The following is an 18,648-nucleotide window of genomic DNA, read 5'->3' on the forward strand; positions in this document are numbered from 1 at the left end:
GTGGTCGCCACCACGGTGTAACTGATGGGCGCACCGGTGTTGTTCGCACTGCCCGACACCCCGGCCGTCGAATAGTCCGCCGGGAACACCAGCCCGAATGCCGGCGGCAATGCCCCCGCCACCACGTTCACTGTCAGGACGTTACCCACCAGGGTGCCACCCACTGCAGTGGTATTCGCAGGCAAATTGTTGAAGGTATACACCAGGCTGGTCCAGGTCTCTGACCCGTCGCCATCGCTGATACTCACCGTGTTGGTCAGCAGCACCTGTACCGTGCCATCCGTTTCGGTCGCACCCGCATTCAGGGTCTCGACGTTGAAGTCGATGTCACCTTGTGGCGTCACTATCAGCGTCAAGGTCGAAGTAACAACATCAGAACTATCGGTGACCAGATAACTTACTGTAGGAACTGCACCAGAATAGTCAGGAGCGGGGGTAAAGGTGAAAGAGCCATCACTGTTGATGATCAGCGTACCAATGCCAGTAAGGGTCGATGTAACACCTGCGGGAACATCAATATTACTACCCCAGCTATAGCTGATGATGGATTGAGCCAAGGGACCATCCGGGTTGGAGCTATTGGCCAAAAGATCACCACTGACAGGGTTATCTTCATCCATCGAAAATACTTCACTCTCATCCAACAAGAGATTAGTTAGTGGCTCCGGTTCTAACAGTGGTTCAGCCGCTTGCTCAGTGTTGATAATGGGTTCAGCCTGATAATTGGTATCAAAACCGGCCTCGGCAATGGTCGCATCACCGGTTCTATCAATGGTGACAAAGCCACCATTGCCGCTTGCTCCTGCTACCCCGCCAATACCACCGCCACCACCGGCAGCAGGTGCACCACCTGCTGCTGAAGCCTCAAAGTTTTGCGTCGGGTCAACGCCTTGCAAAATTGACTCTTGCAATGCAGCAATGTCAGAAGGAGTGCCCTCCGTGCTGGCACCACCTTGCGGTTGTCCCGGTTCTGCTAATTCGGAACCGGTGGGTACATTCTGCGCTGGTGTATCGTCATAGGGGGAAAGAACAAGCTTGGCATCATCCGCTATGGTCAATTTGGCACCGGGCTGGAGTATTTCCCCCTTTTGCAGGGGGCGACTGCTGCCATCAGCCAGCACAATCTCCACATTCCCTTCGATAGCTGAGACAACCACGGACTTGTCGATGATTTGGGTACGCATATCCATTGCTCCAACGTGACAGATCTTGATGTCTACACCGTAGAGGGAGATAACGTGCTTTTCCGTTGCAATAATCTATAGGTTTGACTGCCCTCAAACCGATATAGAGAATAAAATCGAAAGGTTATTTTTTCTTCATTAAAATCATAACGATATAAATGGAACCAAATAACACCCATATTAATTTGATAATAAAAAAATCAAAAAATATATTGTATTGATATAAAAAATGACCCCATTCGGGGCCATTTCTACACTGCACATATCAATCAAGACAAGGGGAAAGCAGGATGCACAAATCCCTGATAACCATCGATATGCAACTTGGAAAGCAGTTCCACTTGATGTTGATCTTCGACGCGGGTTGCAATGGTGGTCACACCGGCATTGTGTGCAGCTCGGCACACTGCAGCCAAGAATGAGGTGTCAGCACCCGGCTCCATGACCTGACTGGTATAACCGTGATCCACCTTGACATAGGCAGGCGCTAACTCCTCCAGATAGCCCAGTGACTGGAAGTGACGGCCGTAGTGGTCAACCCCCCACTGGAAACCATGGACCTGCAATGCGCCTACCAAAGCGGCCACATGATCTTTGTGCTTCATAATGGCTGCCTCGGGTATCTCGAATAACAGCCGTTCTTTCAATTCGCCATGTTCGACCAGATAGTGCGTCAGCCAGGTCAAAAACTCATCCGAACAAAGCGAACCTGCCGTTATATTAATTGCCAGCACTAGATCCGCTTGTTTGTGCAGTAAGGGAACACATGCATCAAGTATTGCCTGATCAAAATCGCCCCCCAATTTGAACTGTTCGATGGCAGGCAAAAACTGACCGGCAAAATAGTCCGTGCCATCGCGAGAGATAGATGCAAACAACTCGGCATGCAACCTGGCCCCGTTATCAAATCGGCAAGCTGGCTGAGCCTTGAATCGCCAGAGGTGATGCGAAATAGCATCCTGAACCAAATCACGCCATGCCAAGCGCCCCATCAACCCCTGCTCGGCTCCCCCTTCCATGACAACAGCACCACGGCGTTCATTACGCGCCTTGCCGAGTGCATTATCCGCTTTAGTCAACAGGACTGAGAGATCATCATTACCATCACGACCTGCAATACCAATGACGGAGAGAGGATTACCCTCCGCCATTGGGTTCACGACCAGATCAGCAATACGAGAATTGATAATTTCTGCCAACTCCTTAAGCTGACCCAAATCATCTGTCGGGCAGAGCAGAGCATATTCGGTCGCTGATATCCGCGCCACAGCTGCACCATCCCATCCCTTAAGCTGTTCGCGTAAGATTTGTGCTATAGATTTGACCATATTATCACGGGCAGCAAAACCTTCATCACGGTAGATATCATCGAGCATATCTACCGCAACCAACATGATGCCCCCTTGGCCAGATTCTGCAATCCAGGCATTAACCTGACCAACAAAATAGGCTCGATTACCCAAGCCAGAAACGGCATCCACATAAACTCGTTCACGCAGTTTCTCCGCCTCGTCGGCCTGCTCTTTGAATTGCACCGCCAACTTTCCGGATAAGATGTTGATCGCTTGTACAACCTGCTTCAATTCATAGGTCTTGGGCTCTGGAATGGTATGCCCAAAATGATGCAATTCAATCTCGACGGCCTGCTCACAAATCTGCTTGAGCGGTTTTAACAGGAAATTAAGTGCACGCATAAGCAAGATCGTGGTTACCAAAAATCCAATCACAAACCAGGTCGCCAGTTCGCTCATCCCTGCCCACAGTTCGTGATAGGCTTGTCCTGGGTGGCCCACCACCTTGAGCTTGCCAAGTTGCAGCCAGCCAGACGTCAGAATTGACTCATTGGATACTTCCGGAAACAAGCCAAGTTCAATAAACCAGTCAGGTACACCTTGAATACGGCTGCTGTTTTCTTCTTCAATCACATCTTTCGACGCAAGCAGGTCAAGACGAACCATACGGTAATAACCACCATCAAATATGGCCTTAATCACCGACTCAGCTCCCACCTTGTCGCCATTTTCAAGATAAGGAGTTAATGCCAGTCCCAGTGACGTAGCGGTGTTGATTACCGTTGTCTCCTGCTGTTGTGCCAGATAAGTTCGTGTCGAATTGAATTGCACCCAATACGTAGCTGCAAACAACAGTCCAAACAACAGCAACATGGTGGCCAATAACTGTCTATAAAGCGTCATAGGTTAATCATCCAAATTCACCACAGGCCTAGCCAATCGCCCCGATGTCATGCGATTGCGTAAATCATTCCATAATCCCAAGCGAGATGATTGGCCAGCCAGCTCCCCTTGGCCTCGCGCCTTCATCAACCACAAGTGACTACCGTTAAAACTATAGATAGGTACCAAATCTCGCCGTTGGGTAGCTGGTCGAATAGAGCCTATCAAATTATCCAAAATAACCGGAACAGAAGAGGGGGTCTCATAATATGCCACCACCATGTGGAACTGGTTGTAATCAAGGGCCTTGACATAAACCATCCGCATTTTTTCATCCGGGATCCCCAATTCCAGTAGTGTGGAATATTTGGCAATACTGAAATCTTCGCAATCTCCTCCGGCAGCCCCCAGAAACTCGAGCGGGGTTGCCCAGTAATCTTTCTTGCGCCACAACTTGATGTCATCAACAAAGCGCATTTGATTAAAAAAGTTGTTCACTCTTTCGAGCTTTTTCGCCTCGCTCAGTGCCTTTCCCTTCGTTTCCATCACCAGCATGCGCCAACTGGTTACACGCTTGCCGGCTCTGGCACCATAGGTCTGCTCCGCCCGCTTGATCAAGTTGAGATCTTCCTGTGGCAGAGGCTGGCTGGCACAGAGCAAAAGTGAGAAGGGTAACAGCAGGATCCATAAGGAGTGGCGCAGAGTACGTAGAGATCGGTATCTCCATTTATTGAGGAGATCACACCATCTGCTTCCGGTACCACGCAGGAGTGTCACGTCATATGCCTGCTGCATGATTGCTACTGCACTCCTCAAAAACCGTGCAACCACCTACTTTAGCCAAACATGGTGACTGCCAGCAGCAGTCACCATGTTGGCGTTCATCATCATCCCGGCGGGATCATTGGCAAACGGTTATTGCCTGGGCTGCCATTCAGCGGGTTGCTTGACGCTAAATGCATTGAGCAGACTTCCTGTCGCATTGAGGATGCGATAGTCCGCCAGCAATGCATCATACTCAGCAGTGATATAACTGCGACGCGCTTCGAACAATTCGTTTTCGGTGTTCAATACGTCCAGCAAGGTTCGCTGACCCAAGCCAAACTGCTTCTTGTATGCCTGAACGGTATCGTAGCTTGCATCCACATGCTCTTTAAGGAAGGTTTTCTGTTTGGCCAGCGACTCTTTCGCATTCCATGCCAAACGGGTTCCCTCTTCTACCTGACGAAATGCATTCAGATGAATGTCTTTCGCCTGAGAGTACAGTGCCGAAGTTGCATTGCTCTCGGCTACGTCAGAACCACCTCGGAACAGGTTGTAACGCATCCGCACCATAGCTGTCAGATCGTCATTGCGACCTTTAACGGCATCAATATCCTCATTCCAGTTTTGGTCCACTTCAAAAGTGACGTTAGGGTAGAAACCGGATTTGGCACCTTCATGCTGATACTTGGCCGCTTCAATATCTTGCAGGGATGAGAGCAGGGTCGGGTGAACTTCTGTCGCCGTTTTCAGGGCAGTATCGAGACTAGCCGGGACCAACTCGGCATTAGGTACCGGTTGAACGAGATCTTTTGGTACCTCGTTAACCACCCGAATAAACTCGCTTTCCGCATCACGGTAGTTGTTTTCAGCGGCGGCTTGGTTGGCGTAGGCCCTGGCAACACGACCATCAATCTGGGTCTGATCAGCAGTAGAACCAAGCCCTGAATCAGTCCGTTTCTGAATGTCGCTACGGATCTGTTCGTGGGTTTCCAGGTTCTGTTTGGAGAGTTCCAGGATCTCCTGCTGGCGCAGCATATTGAGGTAGACCTCAGCCACTCGCAGCGCGGTATTCTCTGCTTCGGAGATCATCGCCAGACGCTGGGCGTTGGCTTCAGCTTCAGTTCGGGAGACGTTGTTGCTGACATCAAAGCCATCAAACAACATCTGCCGCAAACTGAGTCCAGCCTCTTTGCGAGTCATGGAGTCATCAATATTGCTGTTTGAACCAGCAGCCCGGGTAGAAGGGCTGTCAGTCTTTTCATAGCCTACGCCGCCACGCAGATCGATCGTAGGATAATAGCCACCCTTGGCGCCATCATGCTGATAGAGGCGTGCCTGGTAGAGATCAAACGCTTCCTTGATCTTGGGATGCGTAGCGAGTGTCTGTGCCACCGACTCTTCCAGAGTCTGGGCCTGACCCAAACTAGGGATCAGGGTGATGCCACTGACCAGCATGGCAACAATCGTTTTTTTCATGTTATCTCCAGTCATGTTTTGTTTTTAGATTGTTGGCTTATCGTTCTCTCAGTGCCGACTGCTTAGCCCGTAAAATCGGCTTAAGTAAATAGTCTAGGACACTTTTTTTACCAGTAATGATATCAGCACTGGCTAACATACCGGGGATGATGGGAAGTGCGTTAAGCTCATCGCCCAAGTAACTCTTCTCGGTACGCACCCGAACCAGATAAAAGGAGTTCCCCTCCTCATCCTGGATCGAGTCCGCACTTATCTGTTCAACCTTGCCATGCAATCCTCCATAGATTGTAAAGTCGTAGGCAGTGATCTTGACGATGGCATCCAGCCCCGGTCGCAGGAAGGCGATATCTTTCGGCGACACCTTGGCTTCAACCAACAAGGTGTCCTCCAGCGGCACTATCTCCATCAAATCCATGCCGGGCTGCACCACGCCGCCCAGGGTGTTGATCTTGAGTTTCTTGATGGTGCCCTTGAGCGGAGCAATCACGCTGGTCCGATCAACCCTATCTCGCAAGCCAACCTGCCCTTCTGACAACTGGCCAAGTCGCCCCTGCTTCTCATTCAGTTCCGTCTGGGAGTCAGCACGGAATTTCAGCGCTATGTCATTGCGCTTGGAAATAGTCTCACGCAACACCGAATTGAGTTTTGGTATCAGCAGACGGTTGCTCTCCAGCTCCCCCTGCATCTCGTTGACCTGCCGCTCCAGCTTAATTAGCTCCACTTGAGGCACTATACCCTCTTTTGCCAGTGGACGGCTAATATTGAGCTCTTGTCTGGCCAGATCCACACTGCGATTTACTGTGCGAATTTTGGCATTCAGTTCAATCAGTTCCTGCTCTTTCTGCTCGATCTGTTGACCAAGAATATAGAGCTGGTTCTTCAGGTTATTAAGGCGATCCCGTTGTACCGAGCGTTCACGGTTGGCATATTCGGGAAAGACGGTTTCATAGCCATCCGGGAACTGAATTGGCGCTTCTCCCACCACTACCTGTTCACGCCACCCCAGTGCGGGATCATTTTTAACCTCAACACTGGCCATTTCGGCCCGTAACCGTGCAATATCTCCTTTCAGAGTGACCAGCTCCTGCTCACGCTCTCGAAAATCGGAGCGGAAACGGGTGTCATCGATGCGCAGCAGCGGCTGTCCCTTCTCGACGATATCCCCCTCTTTGACGAAGATCTCTTTGACTATCCCCCCTTCCAGATTCTGGATCACCTGTAGTTGGCGGGATGGGATCACCTTGCCCTGACCCACGGTGACTTCATCCAGCTCGGCCCAGGCAGCCCAGACGATGGCACTCATGAAAAAGAGGAAACAGCACCATAACAGGATGCGGGCACCGGTTGGGGTAGTAAGCAACACAGCTGCCGCGCCGTCATCGACAAACTCCAGATGCTCGGGTGCCGGCAATACATCACCGGAAGGCGCATTTTTGCTGCGTTTTAACCAGTTCATGAGCCCCTTAACCATGGGACACCTCCTGCACGCGCACCTTGCCTTCCTTCAACTGCTGCAACACCACCTCTTTGGGACCATCTGCCACAATCTGTCCCTGCTCGATGACGATAACTCGCGAGGCCACATCCAGCATTGAGGTCTTGTGGGTGATGAGGATCAAGGTGGTTTCCGGGCCCAGTCTGGCGAGCTCCTGTTTGACCTGCATCTCGGACTGGTTGTCCATGTTGGAGGTAGGCTCATCCATCACCAGAATGGGGGGATCATTGAGCAGGGCGCGTGCCAGCAGGATCGACTGACGCTGGCCACCGGAAAGCTGACGGCCACCCTCACCTATCTGCCGATCCAATCCGTTGGGATCACGGTTGGTAAAATTGGTGACGCCCGCCCGCTTGGCAGCACGCAAGACTCTCACGTCATCCACCAGCGGATTACCCAGCATGATGTTGTCTCGCACCGAACCAAAAAAGAGAATGACATCTTGGGGAACACAACCGATATTGCGACGAATCACCGAGGGAGGCAACTGGTCTATTTCGAAACCATCGATCCGGACCGAACCGTCAGTCGGCCGATACAGCCCCATCAACAACTTCTCGAGGGTCGTTTTACCCGCCCCAATCCGGCCGATAATTGCCACCTTTTCACCCGGCTGAATACGCAAATTGATATGGTGCAGGGTGCTGGTTTCCATTCCTGGATATTTGAACGAAACATTTTCGAATTCAATTCGACCGGCAATCACCGGATGATGGATATATTGCTTGCCTTCCTCCTGCTCACCCGGGGTTTGCATGATTTTTTCCAGAATATCCAGTGCAGACTTGGCCTGGTTATAACGGGTCGACAACACTGAGAGTTGCACCATGGGCGCAATGGCACGACTGGAGAGCATCACGGCAGCAATCATCCCCCCCATGGTGACTAAGCCTTCGGAGATCTGGTAAACACCGACAATCACCAGACCGACCGTCACCACCTGCTGGATATAACTGGCCAGTGACGACATGGAGTTGGTAATTCGCCGTGTTTGTACACCCCAGGTGGAAATATGGGAAACAGCCTGCTCCCAACGGTGCTGGAACAGACTCTCGGCGCCAAAAATTTTGACCGTTTCCAGCCCGGAAATACTTTCGATCAGGTTGGCATTTTTCTGAGAGGCCAGCCGGGAACCCTCTTCGATGGACTTTTTGAGCGGCTCTTGAATATAGAAGCTGTAGGCGATCAGGATCAGCATGGCGACGATGGGGACCACCACCATCACACCGGCAAACATCCAGATAATAAAAAGGAAGAAGACGGCAAAAGGCAGATCGATAAGAGTAGAAACCGTCGCGGAAGTGAAAAACTCCCGCACCGATTCAAATTCCTGCAGATGTTTGGCGAAAGCGCCGGTGGAAGCGGGACGAGACTCCATCCGCATGCCCATCACCTTGGCGAAAATCTTGGCGGACAGCAGCACATCAGACTTTTTGCCAGCGATATCGATAAAGTAACTGCGCAACTGCCGCATCACAAAATCGAAGGTAAAGACCACCATGGCCCCGACCGCCAGCACCCAGAGCGAATCAAATGCCAGATTGGGCACAATCTTGTCATAGACGTTCATGGTAAAGAGGGGGCTGGCGATGGCAAACAGGTTGATCAGAATGGAGGCGATCAGCACATCGCGATAGATTCCGCGAGATTCAAACAAAGTGCTCCAGAACCAGTGGCCATCACGGGTCTCCAGCACCTTGGGAGAGCGCTCGTCAAATTTGAACTGCTTCTTAACGTAAAAGAGACGCCCCAAATACTCATCACCCAGCTGGGCAGCAGTCAGCCATTGGGCGGCATCACCTGCCTGCGGGAAAATCACTTTCCCCTGGCTGCGATCTTCGTTCCACTCCAGCAAAATACAGGCGCCACCGTTACGCATCTGCAATACGCAGGGCAGCAGCAAGGGAGAGATCTGATCAAGCGGCTGGATCACTTCACGGGCAGATAGCCCGCCCCGCTCGGCAGCACGACAAAAGAGTGCTGTAGTCAGTCGTCCGGAGACCAGTGGCAACCCGGTCGTCAGGGCATCCTGGCTGTTGGGCACACCATAAAAGCGGGTCAAGAAGACCAGACACTCCAATAACTCATCGATACGACTTGTTTCTGCTTGCATAGCATCCCGTCACTGCATTAATAAGGTCGATACGAGAGGGGTATCACTCATATTTTCCTGCTATAGCGACTCTAAAAACGAGCCCCCTCCCACAGATGAGCCTGATCAGGGAATAAACCTATCCGGATACATCGTGACACTCACCACCAATTTTCCTTGCATGATGATTGGTAAAACCAGCCTGTGAGCATCATGCCGACGCCTCCCTCAGGTAAATGGAGGTGTTAATTGATAATGGCATTTATTGTGGCGCATCACTATATCAACCTGCAGGTACCAAAACTATAGTTTATGGTATGAACTTTTTATATAACCCTATGTTTTACGTGAAAATAATAATTACGAACTCAATTATAGGTCAGGAAGTATGAAGGGTCTTCCCAGTGCATGACCCTGAGGGCCACTCAAGGAGAGTGCTCGTGCAATGTCCGCCATCGCAGTCCAGCGATTCTCGCACCAGGCGGGAGCAAGCAGGGTTGGGCGGCGCGCGGAGGCCGAAATCCGGTGATACACCACCTCGGGCGGCGTGTGCTGGATCATGGCGACAGCGGCTTCCACATACTGCTCCAGCGTCAATACCTCAAGCCGCCCCGCCTGCCACGCTTTGCCGAGAGTACTGCCTTCAACCACATGAAGCGGATGCAGCTTGATCCCCTCAACACCGGTCTCAACGATACGATGCAGGGTATCGAGGCTGTCCATCGGCACTTCGCCCGGCAGGCCAACGATCAGATGAGCACATACCTTGATGCCGCGCTGATGGGCACGTCTTACCGCATCCTCATAGGCGGCATAACCGTGGCCGCGGTTGATCCGTTGCAAGGTATTGTCGTTGGCACTTTGCAGCCCGAGCTCCAGCCACACCTCGTAACCCCGGGCCTGATAGCCCGCCAACAGATCCAGCACCGCATCCGGCACGCAATCGGGGCGAGTGCCCACGCAGAGCCCCACCATATCGCTCACCGACAGTGCCTCTTCATACATCCGCTGCAGATACTCGACCTCGGCATAGGTACTGGTATAGGCCTGAAAGTAGGCAAGATAGCGCTTGGCACGGGTGACTTCGTCTCGGCGAGCCAGCAGTTGTTGCACCACTGAGAGTTGCTGAGCCGATTCGTCAGCAAAAGAGGATACATTGCAGAAGGTGCAGCCACCACGGCCCAGGGTGCCGTCCCGGTTCGGGCAAGTGAAGGCCCCGTGGATGGAGAGTTTGTGGATCTTCTGACCGTGACGTTGCTTGAGATCCTGACCGAATGTATTGACGAGTTCGTGTAACTGCATGACACCTCCGCTAAAGGAGCGCCATTGTACGAGCTTGCGCAAAACAGGGGCTGAGCTGGATCAAGCTAGCGGAGAGGGTAAAACATATAAATACCCGACCAATTTTGAATAAATATAGAGAAAAAGCGCAAAAAAAGGATTTTTACAGTTCTTTGACGATTCAAACAGTAAACATCCATATGAAAATGAGACCTGATAACCCACTGTTGAACAATGAAAAATTCAAAGAGACCCGACAGCACACAATTGCAAGCATGGGATATTGAAAATGTGATCCCTTCCGCTGTCGGCCACATCGGGTTGGTAAAATTACTACATTCGCCCATCGTCGCCGAGCGCACCATTGAGCCCGTCAATGGCGATATATTTCACCAACAAAATCAAGCCACACAGAATAAACACTCCATAACTGCGAGCTAATCCCCCTAACCCGACATTTTGTTATGCGAATGTAACCATGAAGACAAACCTGACCTGCGATTGACCTCGCCAGAAAATCCCATTAGTTTGGAGATTCGCCACGTCAGGCAGACGGAACCACAAGAGCCAATCGCAATTTATGCAGTCAGGTGATGACTGTGCGATACAAGGCCGAGCAAGGGAGAAATGCAATGTCACTATATGATCCAAAGCTGGAGAGGGATAACTGTGGCTTCGGCCTGTTGGCCCACATGGAAGGGGAAGCCAGCCACAAGCTTGTCCGTCTCGCGATGTCAGCATTGGCTCGCATGCAGCACCGCGGCGGGATCTCCGCCGATGGCAAGACCGGCGATGGTTGCGGTCTGCTGCTGCAAAAACCGGACAGCTTCTTCAGAGCTGTCGCCGAGGAGAAGGGATGGCACCTTGGCCGCAACTATGCGGTCGGCATGCTGTTTCTCAACCCTGACCCCGTATTGGCCCAGCAGACCCGCGACATCATCGACGAAGAGCTGGAAAAAGAGACCCTGAGTCTGGTCGGCTGGCGCAAGGTGCCCGTCGATACCAACGTACTGGGTACCATCGCCAAAGCCTCCCTGCCCAGCATTGAACAGGTCTTTGTCAACGCCCCGCCCGGCTGGGTCGACAAGGATCTCGAGCGCCGTCTCTATATCGTGCGTCGCCGCATCGAAAAGCGCGTCAACGACGACTACTTCTACGTGGTCAGCCTCTCCAACCTGGTCACCGTCTATAAAGGGCTGTGCATGCCGGTGGACTTGCCGCGCTTCTATCTGGATCTCGCCGACATCCGTATGCAGGCGGCCATCTGCGTCTTCCACCAGCGTTTCTCCACCAACACCAGCCCGCGCTGGCCGCTGGCCCAGCCGTTCCGCTATCTGGCCCACAACGGCGAGATCAACACCATCGCCGGCAACCGCCAGTGGGCCAAGGCACGCAGCTACAAGTTTGCGACGCCGCTCATTCCCGATTTGCAGGAAGCGGCTCCCTTCGTCAACACCACCGGCTCAGACTCCTCCAGCCTCGACAACATGCTGGATCTCTTCCTCGCCGGTGGTATGGACCTGTTCCGTGCCATGCGCCTGTTGATCCCGCCTGCATGGCAAAAGCACCCGAACATGGATGACGACCTGCGCGCCTTCTACGACTTCAACTCCATGCACATGGAGCCGTGGGATGGCCCCGCCGGTATCGTCATGACCGACGGTCGCTACGCCACCTGCGCACTTGATCGCAACGGTCTGCGTCCGGCCCGCTACGTCATCACCAAGGACAAGTTCATCACCCTCGCCTCAGAAGTCGGTACCTGGGACTACACCCCGGACGAAGTGCTGGAGAAGGGCCGGGTGGGCCCGGGTGAGCTGTTCGTTGTGGATACCAGCAACGGCAAGGTGTGGACCAGCTTCGAGATCGATGACGATCTCAAAAACCGCCACACCTACAAGCAGTGGATGGACAAACATTGCCGCCGCTTGGTCCCCTTCGAGCAGATGGACGACAGCCAGACCGGTAGCCGCGAGTTCTCCGATGAGCAGCTGAAAATCTATCAGAAGCTGTTTGGCTACTCCTTCGAGGAGCTGGATCAGATCATCCGGGTTCTCGGTGAAAACGGTCAGGAAGCGGTGGGTTCCATGGGGGATGACACCCCGATGGCGGTGCTCTCCTCCGGCCCGCGTACCCTCTATGACTACTTCCGCCAGATGTTTGCCCAGGTGACCAACCCGCCCATCGATCCGCTGCGGGAAAACCACGTCATGTCGCTGGCCACCTGTATCGGTCGCGAGCAGAACGTCTTCAACGAGACCTTCGGCCACGCCCACCGGGTGCTGTTCCAGTCGCCGATCCTGCTCTACTCCGACTTCCACCAGCTGCTGGCACTGGAAGGTGAGTACTACCGTCATCAGGTGATCAGCCTCAACTTCAAGCCCGAAGAGGGACTGGAAGCAGCCATCGTGCGTATCTGCGAGGAGGCAAAAACTGCTGCCAAGAGTGGCACCGTGCTGCTGGTGCTGTCGGACCGCGACATCAGCGCCGACACCCTGCCGATCCCGGCCGCCATGGCGGTGGGTGCAGTGCAGCGCACCCTGGTGGACAACAACCTGCGCTGCGACGCCAACATTCTGGTGGAAACTGCAAGTTGCCGCGACCCGCACCACTTCTCGGTGCTGCTGGGCTTTGGCGCGACCGCCATCTACCCCTATCTGGCCTACGAAACCCTGGCCAAGCAGGTTGAAGAGGGGGTGCTCGCCATGCCCCTGCGCCAGGCCATGGTCAACTACCGCAACGGCATCAACAAGGGGCTCTACAAGGTGATGTCCAAGATGGGCATCAGCACCGTCGCCAGCTACCGCTGCTCCCAACTGTTTGAAGCGGTGGGTCTGGCCAAATCGGTGGTCGATACCTGCTTCCGCGGCGTATCGAGCCGTATTCAGGGTGCCGATTTTGCCGACATCCAGCAGGATCAGCACAATCTGGCCCGTCAGGCCTGGCTGGTGCGCAAGCCCCTCCCCCATGGCGGCCTGCTCAAGTTCGTTCACGGCGGCGAGTACCACACCTACAACCCGGATGTGGTGCAGACCCTGCAAACCGCGGTGCGCTCCGGCAACTATGCCGATTACAAGGAGTACGCCCGTCTGGTCAACGAACGCCCGGTCTCTACCTTGCGTGACCTGTTGGCCCTGAAGAAGGTCGACAATCCGGTCGCACTGGATCAGGTTGAGCCAGCCGACAAGCTGTTCCCCCGCTTCGACTCCGCGGCCATGTCCATCGGCGCCCTCGGCCCTGAGGCCCACGAGGCACTGGCTGTTGCCATGAACCGCCTCGGTGGTCAGAGCAACTCCGGCGAAGGTGGCGAAGATCCCAAGCGCTTCGGTACCGAGAAGAACTCCCGCATCAAGCAGGTGGCTTCCGGCCGCTTTGGCGTCACCCCCCACTACCTGATGAACGCCGATGTAGTGCAGATCAAGGTGGCTCAGGGGGCCAAGCCCGGCGAAGGGGGCCAGCTGCCCGGTGACAAGGTCACCGCCCAAATCGCCCAGCTGCGCTATTCCGTGCCCGGCGTGACCCTGATCTCACCGCCGCCGCACCACGATATCTACTCCATCGAGGATCTGGCCCAGCTCATCTTCGACATCAAGCAGATCAACCCAAGCTGTCTGGTGTCGGTGAAACTGGTCTCCGAACCCGGCGTTGGCACCATTGCCTGCGGCGTGGCCAAGGCCTATGCCGACTTCATCACCATCTCCGGTTATGACGGTGGCACTGGCGCGAGCCCCCTCACCTCGGTCAAATATGCCGGCTCCCCGTGGGAGCTGGGTCTGGCTGAAACCCAACAGGCGCTGGTCGCCAACGGTCTGCGCCACAAGGTACGACTGCAGGTGGATGGCGGTCTCAAAACCGGCCTCGACATCATCAAGGCGGCCATCCTCGGCGCCGAGAGCTTCGGTTTTGGCACCGGCCCCATGGTGGCACTCGGTTGCAAATACCTGCGTATTTGCCACCTGAACAACTGCGCCACCGGCGTTGCCACTCAGGATGAGAAGCTGCGTCGCGAGCACTTCACCGGCCTGCCGGAGATGGTGATGAACTACTTCAAGTTCATCGCCGAGGAGACCCGCGAGCTGATGGCTCAGCTCGGCGTCACCCAGCTGACCGACCTGATTGGCCGCACCGATCTGCTGGAAGCCCTGCCCGGCCTCACCGCCCGTCAGGCCAAGCTGGATCTCTCCGGCATTCTGGCCCGTCCGGTAGCACCGGCAGGCTCCAGCCTGTTCAGTCAGCAGCACAACCCCACCTTCGACAAGGGGCCGCTCAACCTCAAGATGGTGGAAGATCTGCTGGAAGCGGTGGAAACCTCAAGCGGCGGCGAGTTCCGCTACGACATTCGCAACACCGACCGCTCGGTGGGCGCGCGTCTCTCGGGCGAGATCGTCAAGCGGCACGGCAACCAGGGTATGGCGGCGGATCCGGTCAAGGTGCACTTCAACGGCACCGCAGGCCAGAGCTTCGGCGTCTGGAACGCTGGCGGCCTTGAGATGATCCTCACCGGTGACGCCAACGACTATGTGGGCAAGGGGATGACCGGCGGCAAGCTGGTGATCAAACCCCATGTCGGTGTGGCGTTCAAATCCCACGAAGCAGCCATCATCGGTAACACCTGCCTCTACGGCGCCACCGGCGGCAAACTCTACGCCGCAGGCACTGCTGGCGAGCGTTTCGCGGTGCGCAACTCAGGTGCGCTCGCGGTGGTCGAGGGGATTGGCGACAACGGCTGTGAATATATGACCGGCGGCATCGTCACCGTGCTCGGTCAGACCGGCGTCAACTTCGCGGCGGGCATGACCGGCGGCTTTGCCTACGTGCTCGACGAGTGCGGCAACTTCGCCAAGCGCACCAACCCCGAGCTGGTGGAACTGCTGGACGTGGCGGATCTCGCCATCCATCAGGAGCACCTGCGCGGCATCATCACGGCGCACCTCAATGAGACCGGCAGCTCGCGCGCCGAGGAGATCCTGGCCAACTTCGACTCCTATGTGCCCAAGTTCAGGCTGATCAAACCCAAGTCCAGCGACGTGAAATCGCTGCTGGGTCACACCAGCCGTTCCAGTGCAGAACTCAGAATCCAGGCGCAATAAGGAGGGAACCCTATGAGCCAGAACGTATTTCAGTTTATCGATGTCCAGCGGGTCGACCCGCCCAAGAAGCCGCTCAAGATCCGCAAAATCCAGTTTGTGGAGATCTACGAGTCCTTCAATCAGCCGCAGGTACAGATGCAGGCGGATCGCTGCCTCGAGTGCGGCAACCCCTACTGCGAGTGGAAGTGCCCGGTTCACAACTACATCCCCAACTGGCTGAAACTGGCCAAAGAGGGGCGCATTCTGGAGGCGGTGGAGCTCTCCCACCAGACCAACAGCCTGCCGGAAGTGTGCGGTCGGGTCTGCCCGCAGGATCGCCTCTGTGAGGGATCCTGCACCCTCAACGATCGCTTCGGCGCGGTGACCATCGGCAACATCGAAAAATACATCACCGACAAGGCGTTCGAGATGGGCTGGAAGCCCGATCTCTCGAACGTGGTCAAGACCGGCAAGCGGGTCGCCGTCATCGGCGCCGGCCCTGCTGGCCTTGCCTGTGCCGATGTGCTGGCACGCAATGGCGTCACCCCGGTGGTGTTTGACAAATATCCGGAGATCGGCGGCCTGCTCACCTTCGGCATCCCCTCCTTCAAGCTGGAAAAAGAGGTGATGCAGCGTCGCCGCGAGATCTTCCAGGGGATGGGCGTGGAGTTTCGTCTCGAGACCGAAGTTGGCAAGGATATCACCTTCGCCGATCTGCTCGGCGAGTTCGACGCGGTCTTCCTCGGGGTCGGTACCTACAAGTACATGAAGGGCGGCTTTGCCAACGAAGAGGCGCCGGGCGTCTATGACGCCCTGCCCTACCTCATCGCCAACGCCAACCGCTTGCTGGGGTTCGAGAAGGCACAAGCCGACTACATCGACTTCGCCGGCAAGCAGGTGGTAGTGCTGGGCGGTGGCGATACCGCCATGGACTGCGTGCGTACCGCCATCCGTCAGGGGGCTGACAAGGTGATCTGCGCCTATCGCCGCGACGAGGAGAACATGCCGGGCTCCAAGCGGGAGGTGAAAAACGCCCGCGAAGAGGGGGTTGAATTCATGTTCAACCTGCAGCCGGTGGCGGTCGAGCTGGATGCCAACGGTCGCACCGTCGGCATCAAGGTGGTGAGCACCGAGCTGGGTGAACCCGATGCCAATGGCCGCCGCAATCCGGTGGTTATCGAAGGCTCCGAGCAGGTGCTGGCTGCCGATGCGGTGGTGATGGCATTTGGCTTCCAACCCAACCCCCAACCCTGGATGGCGGAGTTCGGCATCGAGCTCGACAACCGGGATCGCATCAAGGCGCGCGAGCAGGCGGAATATGCCTTCCAGACCAGCAACCCCAAGGTGTTCGCCGGTGGCGACGCGGTACGCGGCTCCGATCTGGTGGTGACCGCCATCTACGAAGGGCGCAAAGCGGCCGAAGGGATCATGGACTATCTGGCGGTCTGATCTGACCGGCCACAGCCGTGATGTTCCCTAACAGTCAGCCCTGCCAATGCGGGGCTGATTTTCTATGCGCGCTCACCAACCGCTCATACGCTCCTGGCAGCCGTGAAGATAACTAGATGCAGTGCCTTGCGATGGCTCCTACACTGGGCAACTGCCACGGGAAAAACTCCAACCATTTGAGGCAGAATTTGTGACGTCTATCTGTTACACTTCGCGCCCGCCATTTTCCGGCTCACTCTCTGACTTGATGTCAGGCGCAGCCGTCGGTGGTTACAACCTCCGTCTCGCTCATGCCGAGCTAACCAAGCCAAACACAGCCCAGCTGGAACACAGGAACCCATTATGAGATTTGAATCGTTCGATTTTGCCCCCGAGATTTTGCGTGCTGTCTCAGATTGCGGTTATCAGGAGATGACCCCTGTGCAGCAACAGGCGATCCCGGCCATTCGCCGTGGCCGCGATGTGCTGGCCAGCGCCCAGACCGGTACCGGCAAGACCGCCGCCTTCGCCCTGCCCATCTTGCAACGTCTGGTAGACAATCCGGCTCCGGTCCAGCCTTCCAACGCCCGTGTGCTGATCCTGACCCCGACCCGCGAGCTGGCGGCTCAGGTGGCGAGCAACATCAATGACTTCGCCAAGTATCTCGATATCACCACCATCACCATCGTCGGCGGTGGCAAGCAGGACGTGCAGGCCAAGAAGCTCAAAGCGGGCGCTCACATCATTGTGGCCACCCCGGGCCGTCTACTGGAGCACCTCACCGCCTGCAACCTCAGCCTCTCCGGCGTCGAGTGTCTGGTGATGGATGAAGCGGATCGCATCCTCGACATGGGCTTCAGTGCCGATGTGCAAAAGATCCTGCAAGCGGTCAACAAGACCCGTCAGAACCTGCTCTTCTCCGCCACCTTCTCCGACGCGGTGAAGAAGCTGGCCAACCTGATGCTGGATCGCCCGCAGATCGTCAGCGTCAACAAGCAGAACTCCACTGCCGACACCGTCAGCCACACCGTCTATCCGGTCGAGCAGAAGCGCAAGCGCGAGCTGCTCTCAGAGCTGATTGGCAAGCAGAACTGGCAGCAGGTGCTGGTGTTCGCTAGTACCCGCGAGAGCTGTGATGTGCTGGTCGAGGAGCTGAACCTTGACGGCATCAAGTCCGCCGTTGTCCATGGCGAGAAGGCCCAGGGCAACCGTCGCCGCGCCCTGCGCGAATTCATGGAAGGCAAGGTACGGGTACTGGTCGCCACCGAAGTGGCCGCCCGTGGTCTGGACATTCCGGATCTGGAATACGTGGTCAACTATGATCTGCCGTTCCTGGCGGAAGATTACGTGCACCGCATCGGCCGTACCGGTCGTGCCGGCAAGCGCGGCATGGCCATCTCCTTCGTCAGCCGTGAAGAGGAGCGTACCCTGCTGGAGATCGAGGCCCTGATCGGCCAGAAGATCCGTCGCATCATGGTGCCTGGCTATGAGGTGAGCAGCCGTGACGAGCTGATCAAACAGCTGCAAGAGCGTCGTCGCTTTGGCAAGCGCCCGCAGCGTGAAGATAACGCCGTGGCCCAGGTGATGGCCGAAGCCAAGCTGCAGGGTCAGCGCCTCAAGCGTCTGGCCGCCGCCAAGAAGCCCCGCCAGCCGAAATAAGGCGGGCAGTTGCTCTATTAAACCG

General features: G+C 55.5%; 10 protein-coding genes. 3 read left to right on the forward strand and 7 right to left on the reverse strand.

From position 1 onward, the window contains the following. The 7 genes from G5315_RS16895 to G5315_RS16925 form a co-directional block, all read right to left on the reverse strand. Positions 1 to 1,184: retention module-containing protein (locus G5315_RS16895; RefSeq protein WP_421333496.1), on the reverse strand; the 1,184-nt coding region annotated here is incomplete at its 3' end. Between the two features lie 269 nt (positions 1,185 to 1,453). Continuing rightward, on the reverse strand, positions 1,454 to 3,379 hold the full coding sequence (locus tag G5315_RS16900) for an EAL domain-containing protein (protein ID WP_216953336.1): 1,926 nt from the start codon (positions 3,377 to 3,379) through the stop codon (positions 1,454 to 1,456). 3 nt (positions 3,380 to 3,382) lie between these two features. Next, on the reverse strand, positions 3,383 to 4,135 hold the full coding sequence (locus G5315_RS16905) for a transglutaminase-like cysteine peptidase (protein ID WP_421262937.1): 753 nt from the start codon (positions 4,133 to 4,135) through the stop codon (positions 3,383 to 3,385). A 138-nt stretch (positions 4,136 to 4,273) separates the two neighbouring features. Continuing rightward, positions 4,274 to 5,599, reverse strand: coding sequence for a TolC family outer membrane protein (locus G5315_RS16910; RefSeq protein ID WP_216953335.1), 1,326 nt, complete (start codon positions 5,597 to 5,599; stop codon positions 4,274 to 4,276). A 37-nt stretch (positions 5,600 to 5,636) separates the two neighbouring features. Next, positions 5,637 to 7,070, reverse strand: coding sequence for an HlyD family type I secretion periplasmic adaptor subunit (locus tag G5315_RS16915; RefSeq protein ID WP_266135587.1), 1,434 nt, complete (start codon positions 7,068 to 7,070; stop codon positions 5,637 to 5,639). Continuing rightward, positions 7,063 to 9,207 carry a type I secretion system permease/ATPase gene (locus G5315_RS16920; protein WP_266135586.1) on the reverse strand — a complete coding sequence of 715 codons (2,145 nt, stop codon included), beginning with the start codon at positions 9,205 to 9,207 and terminating at the stop codon, positions 7,063 to 7,065. The genes G5315_RS16915 and G5315_RS16920 overlap by 8 nt, the downstream gene beginning before the upstream one ends. Before the next feature lie 351 nt (positions 9,208 to 9,558). Beyond that, a complete protein-coding gene (locus tag G5315_RS16925; RefSeq protein WP_421262819.1) occupies positions 9,559 to 10,488 on the reverse strand; it encodes a TIGR01212 family radical SAM protein in 930 nt (309 codons plus the stop codon). A 611-nt stretch (positions 10,489 to 11,099) separates the two neighbouring features. Here G5315_RS16925 and gltB point away from each other — a divergent pair. From gltB to G5315_RS16940, 3 genes are all read left to right on the forward strand, one after another. After that, positions 11,100 to 15,557, forward strand: a complete 4,458-nt coding sequence (gene gltB, locus G5315_RS16930) for a glutamate synthase large subunit (RefSeq protein WP_421333498.1) — start codon at positions 11,100 to 11,102, stop codon at positions 15,555 to 15,557. A gap of 12 nt (positions 15,558 to 15,569) precedes the next feature. Further along, positions 15,570 to 16,985: an FAD-dependent oxidoreductase gene (locus G5315_RS16935; RefSeq protein WP_042056188.1), complete on the forward strand. Its 1,416-nt coding sequence runs from the start codon at positions 15,570 to 15,572 to the stop codon at positions 16,983 to 16,985. A gap of 342 nt (positions 16,986 to 17,327) precedes the next feature. Continuing rightward, positions 17,328 to 18,623 (forward strand): DEAD/DEAH box helicase, encoded by a 1,296-nt coding sequence (locus tag G5315_RS16940; protein ID WP_005337380.1) that lies wholly within the window; start codon positions 17,328 to 17,330, stop codon positions 18,621 to 18,623. Positions 18,624 to 18,648 lie beyond the last annotated feature (25 nt).

The sequence above is a fragment of the Aeromonas sp. 603607 genome (genome assembly GCF_049171595.1).
In the GTDB taxonomy this organism is placed as follows: Bacteria; Pseudomonadota; Gammaproteobacteria; order Enterobacterales; family Aeromonadaceae; genus Aeromonas; species Aeromonas veronii.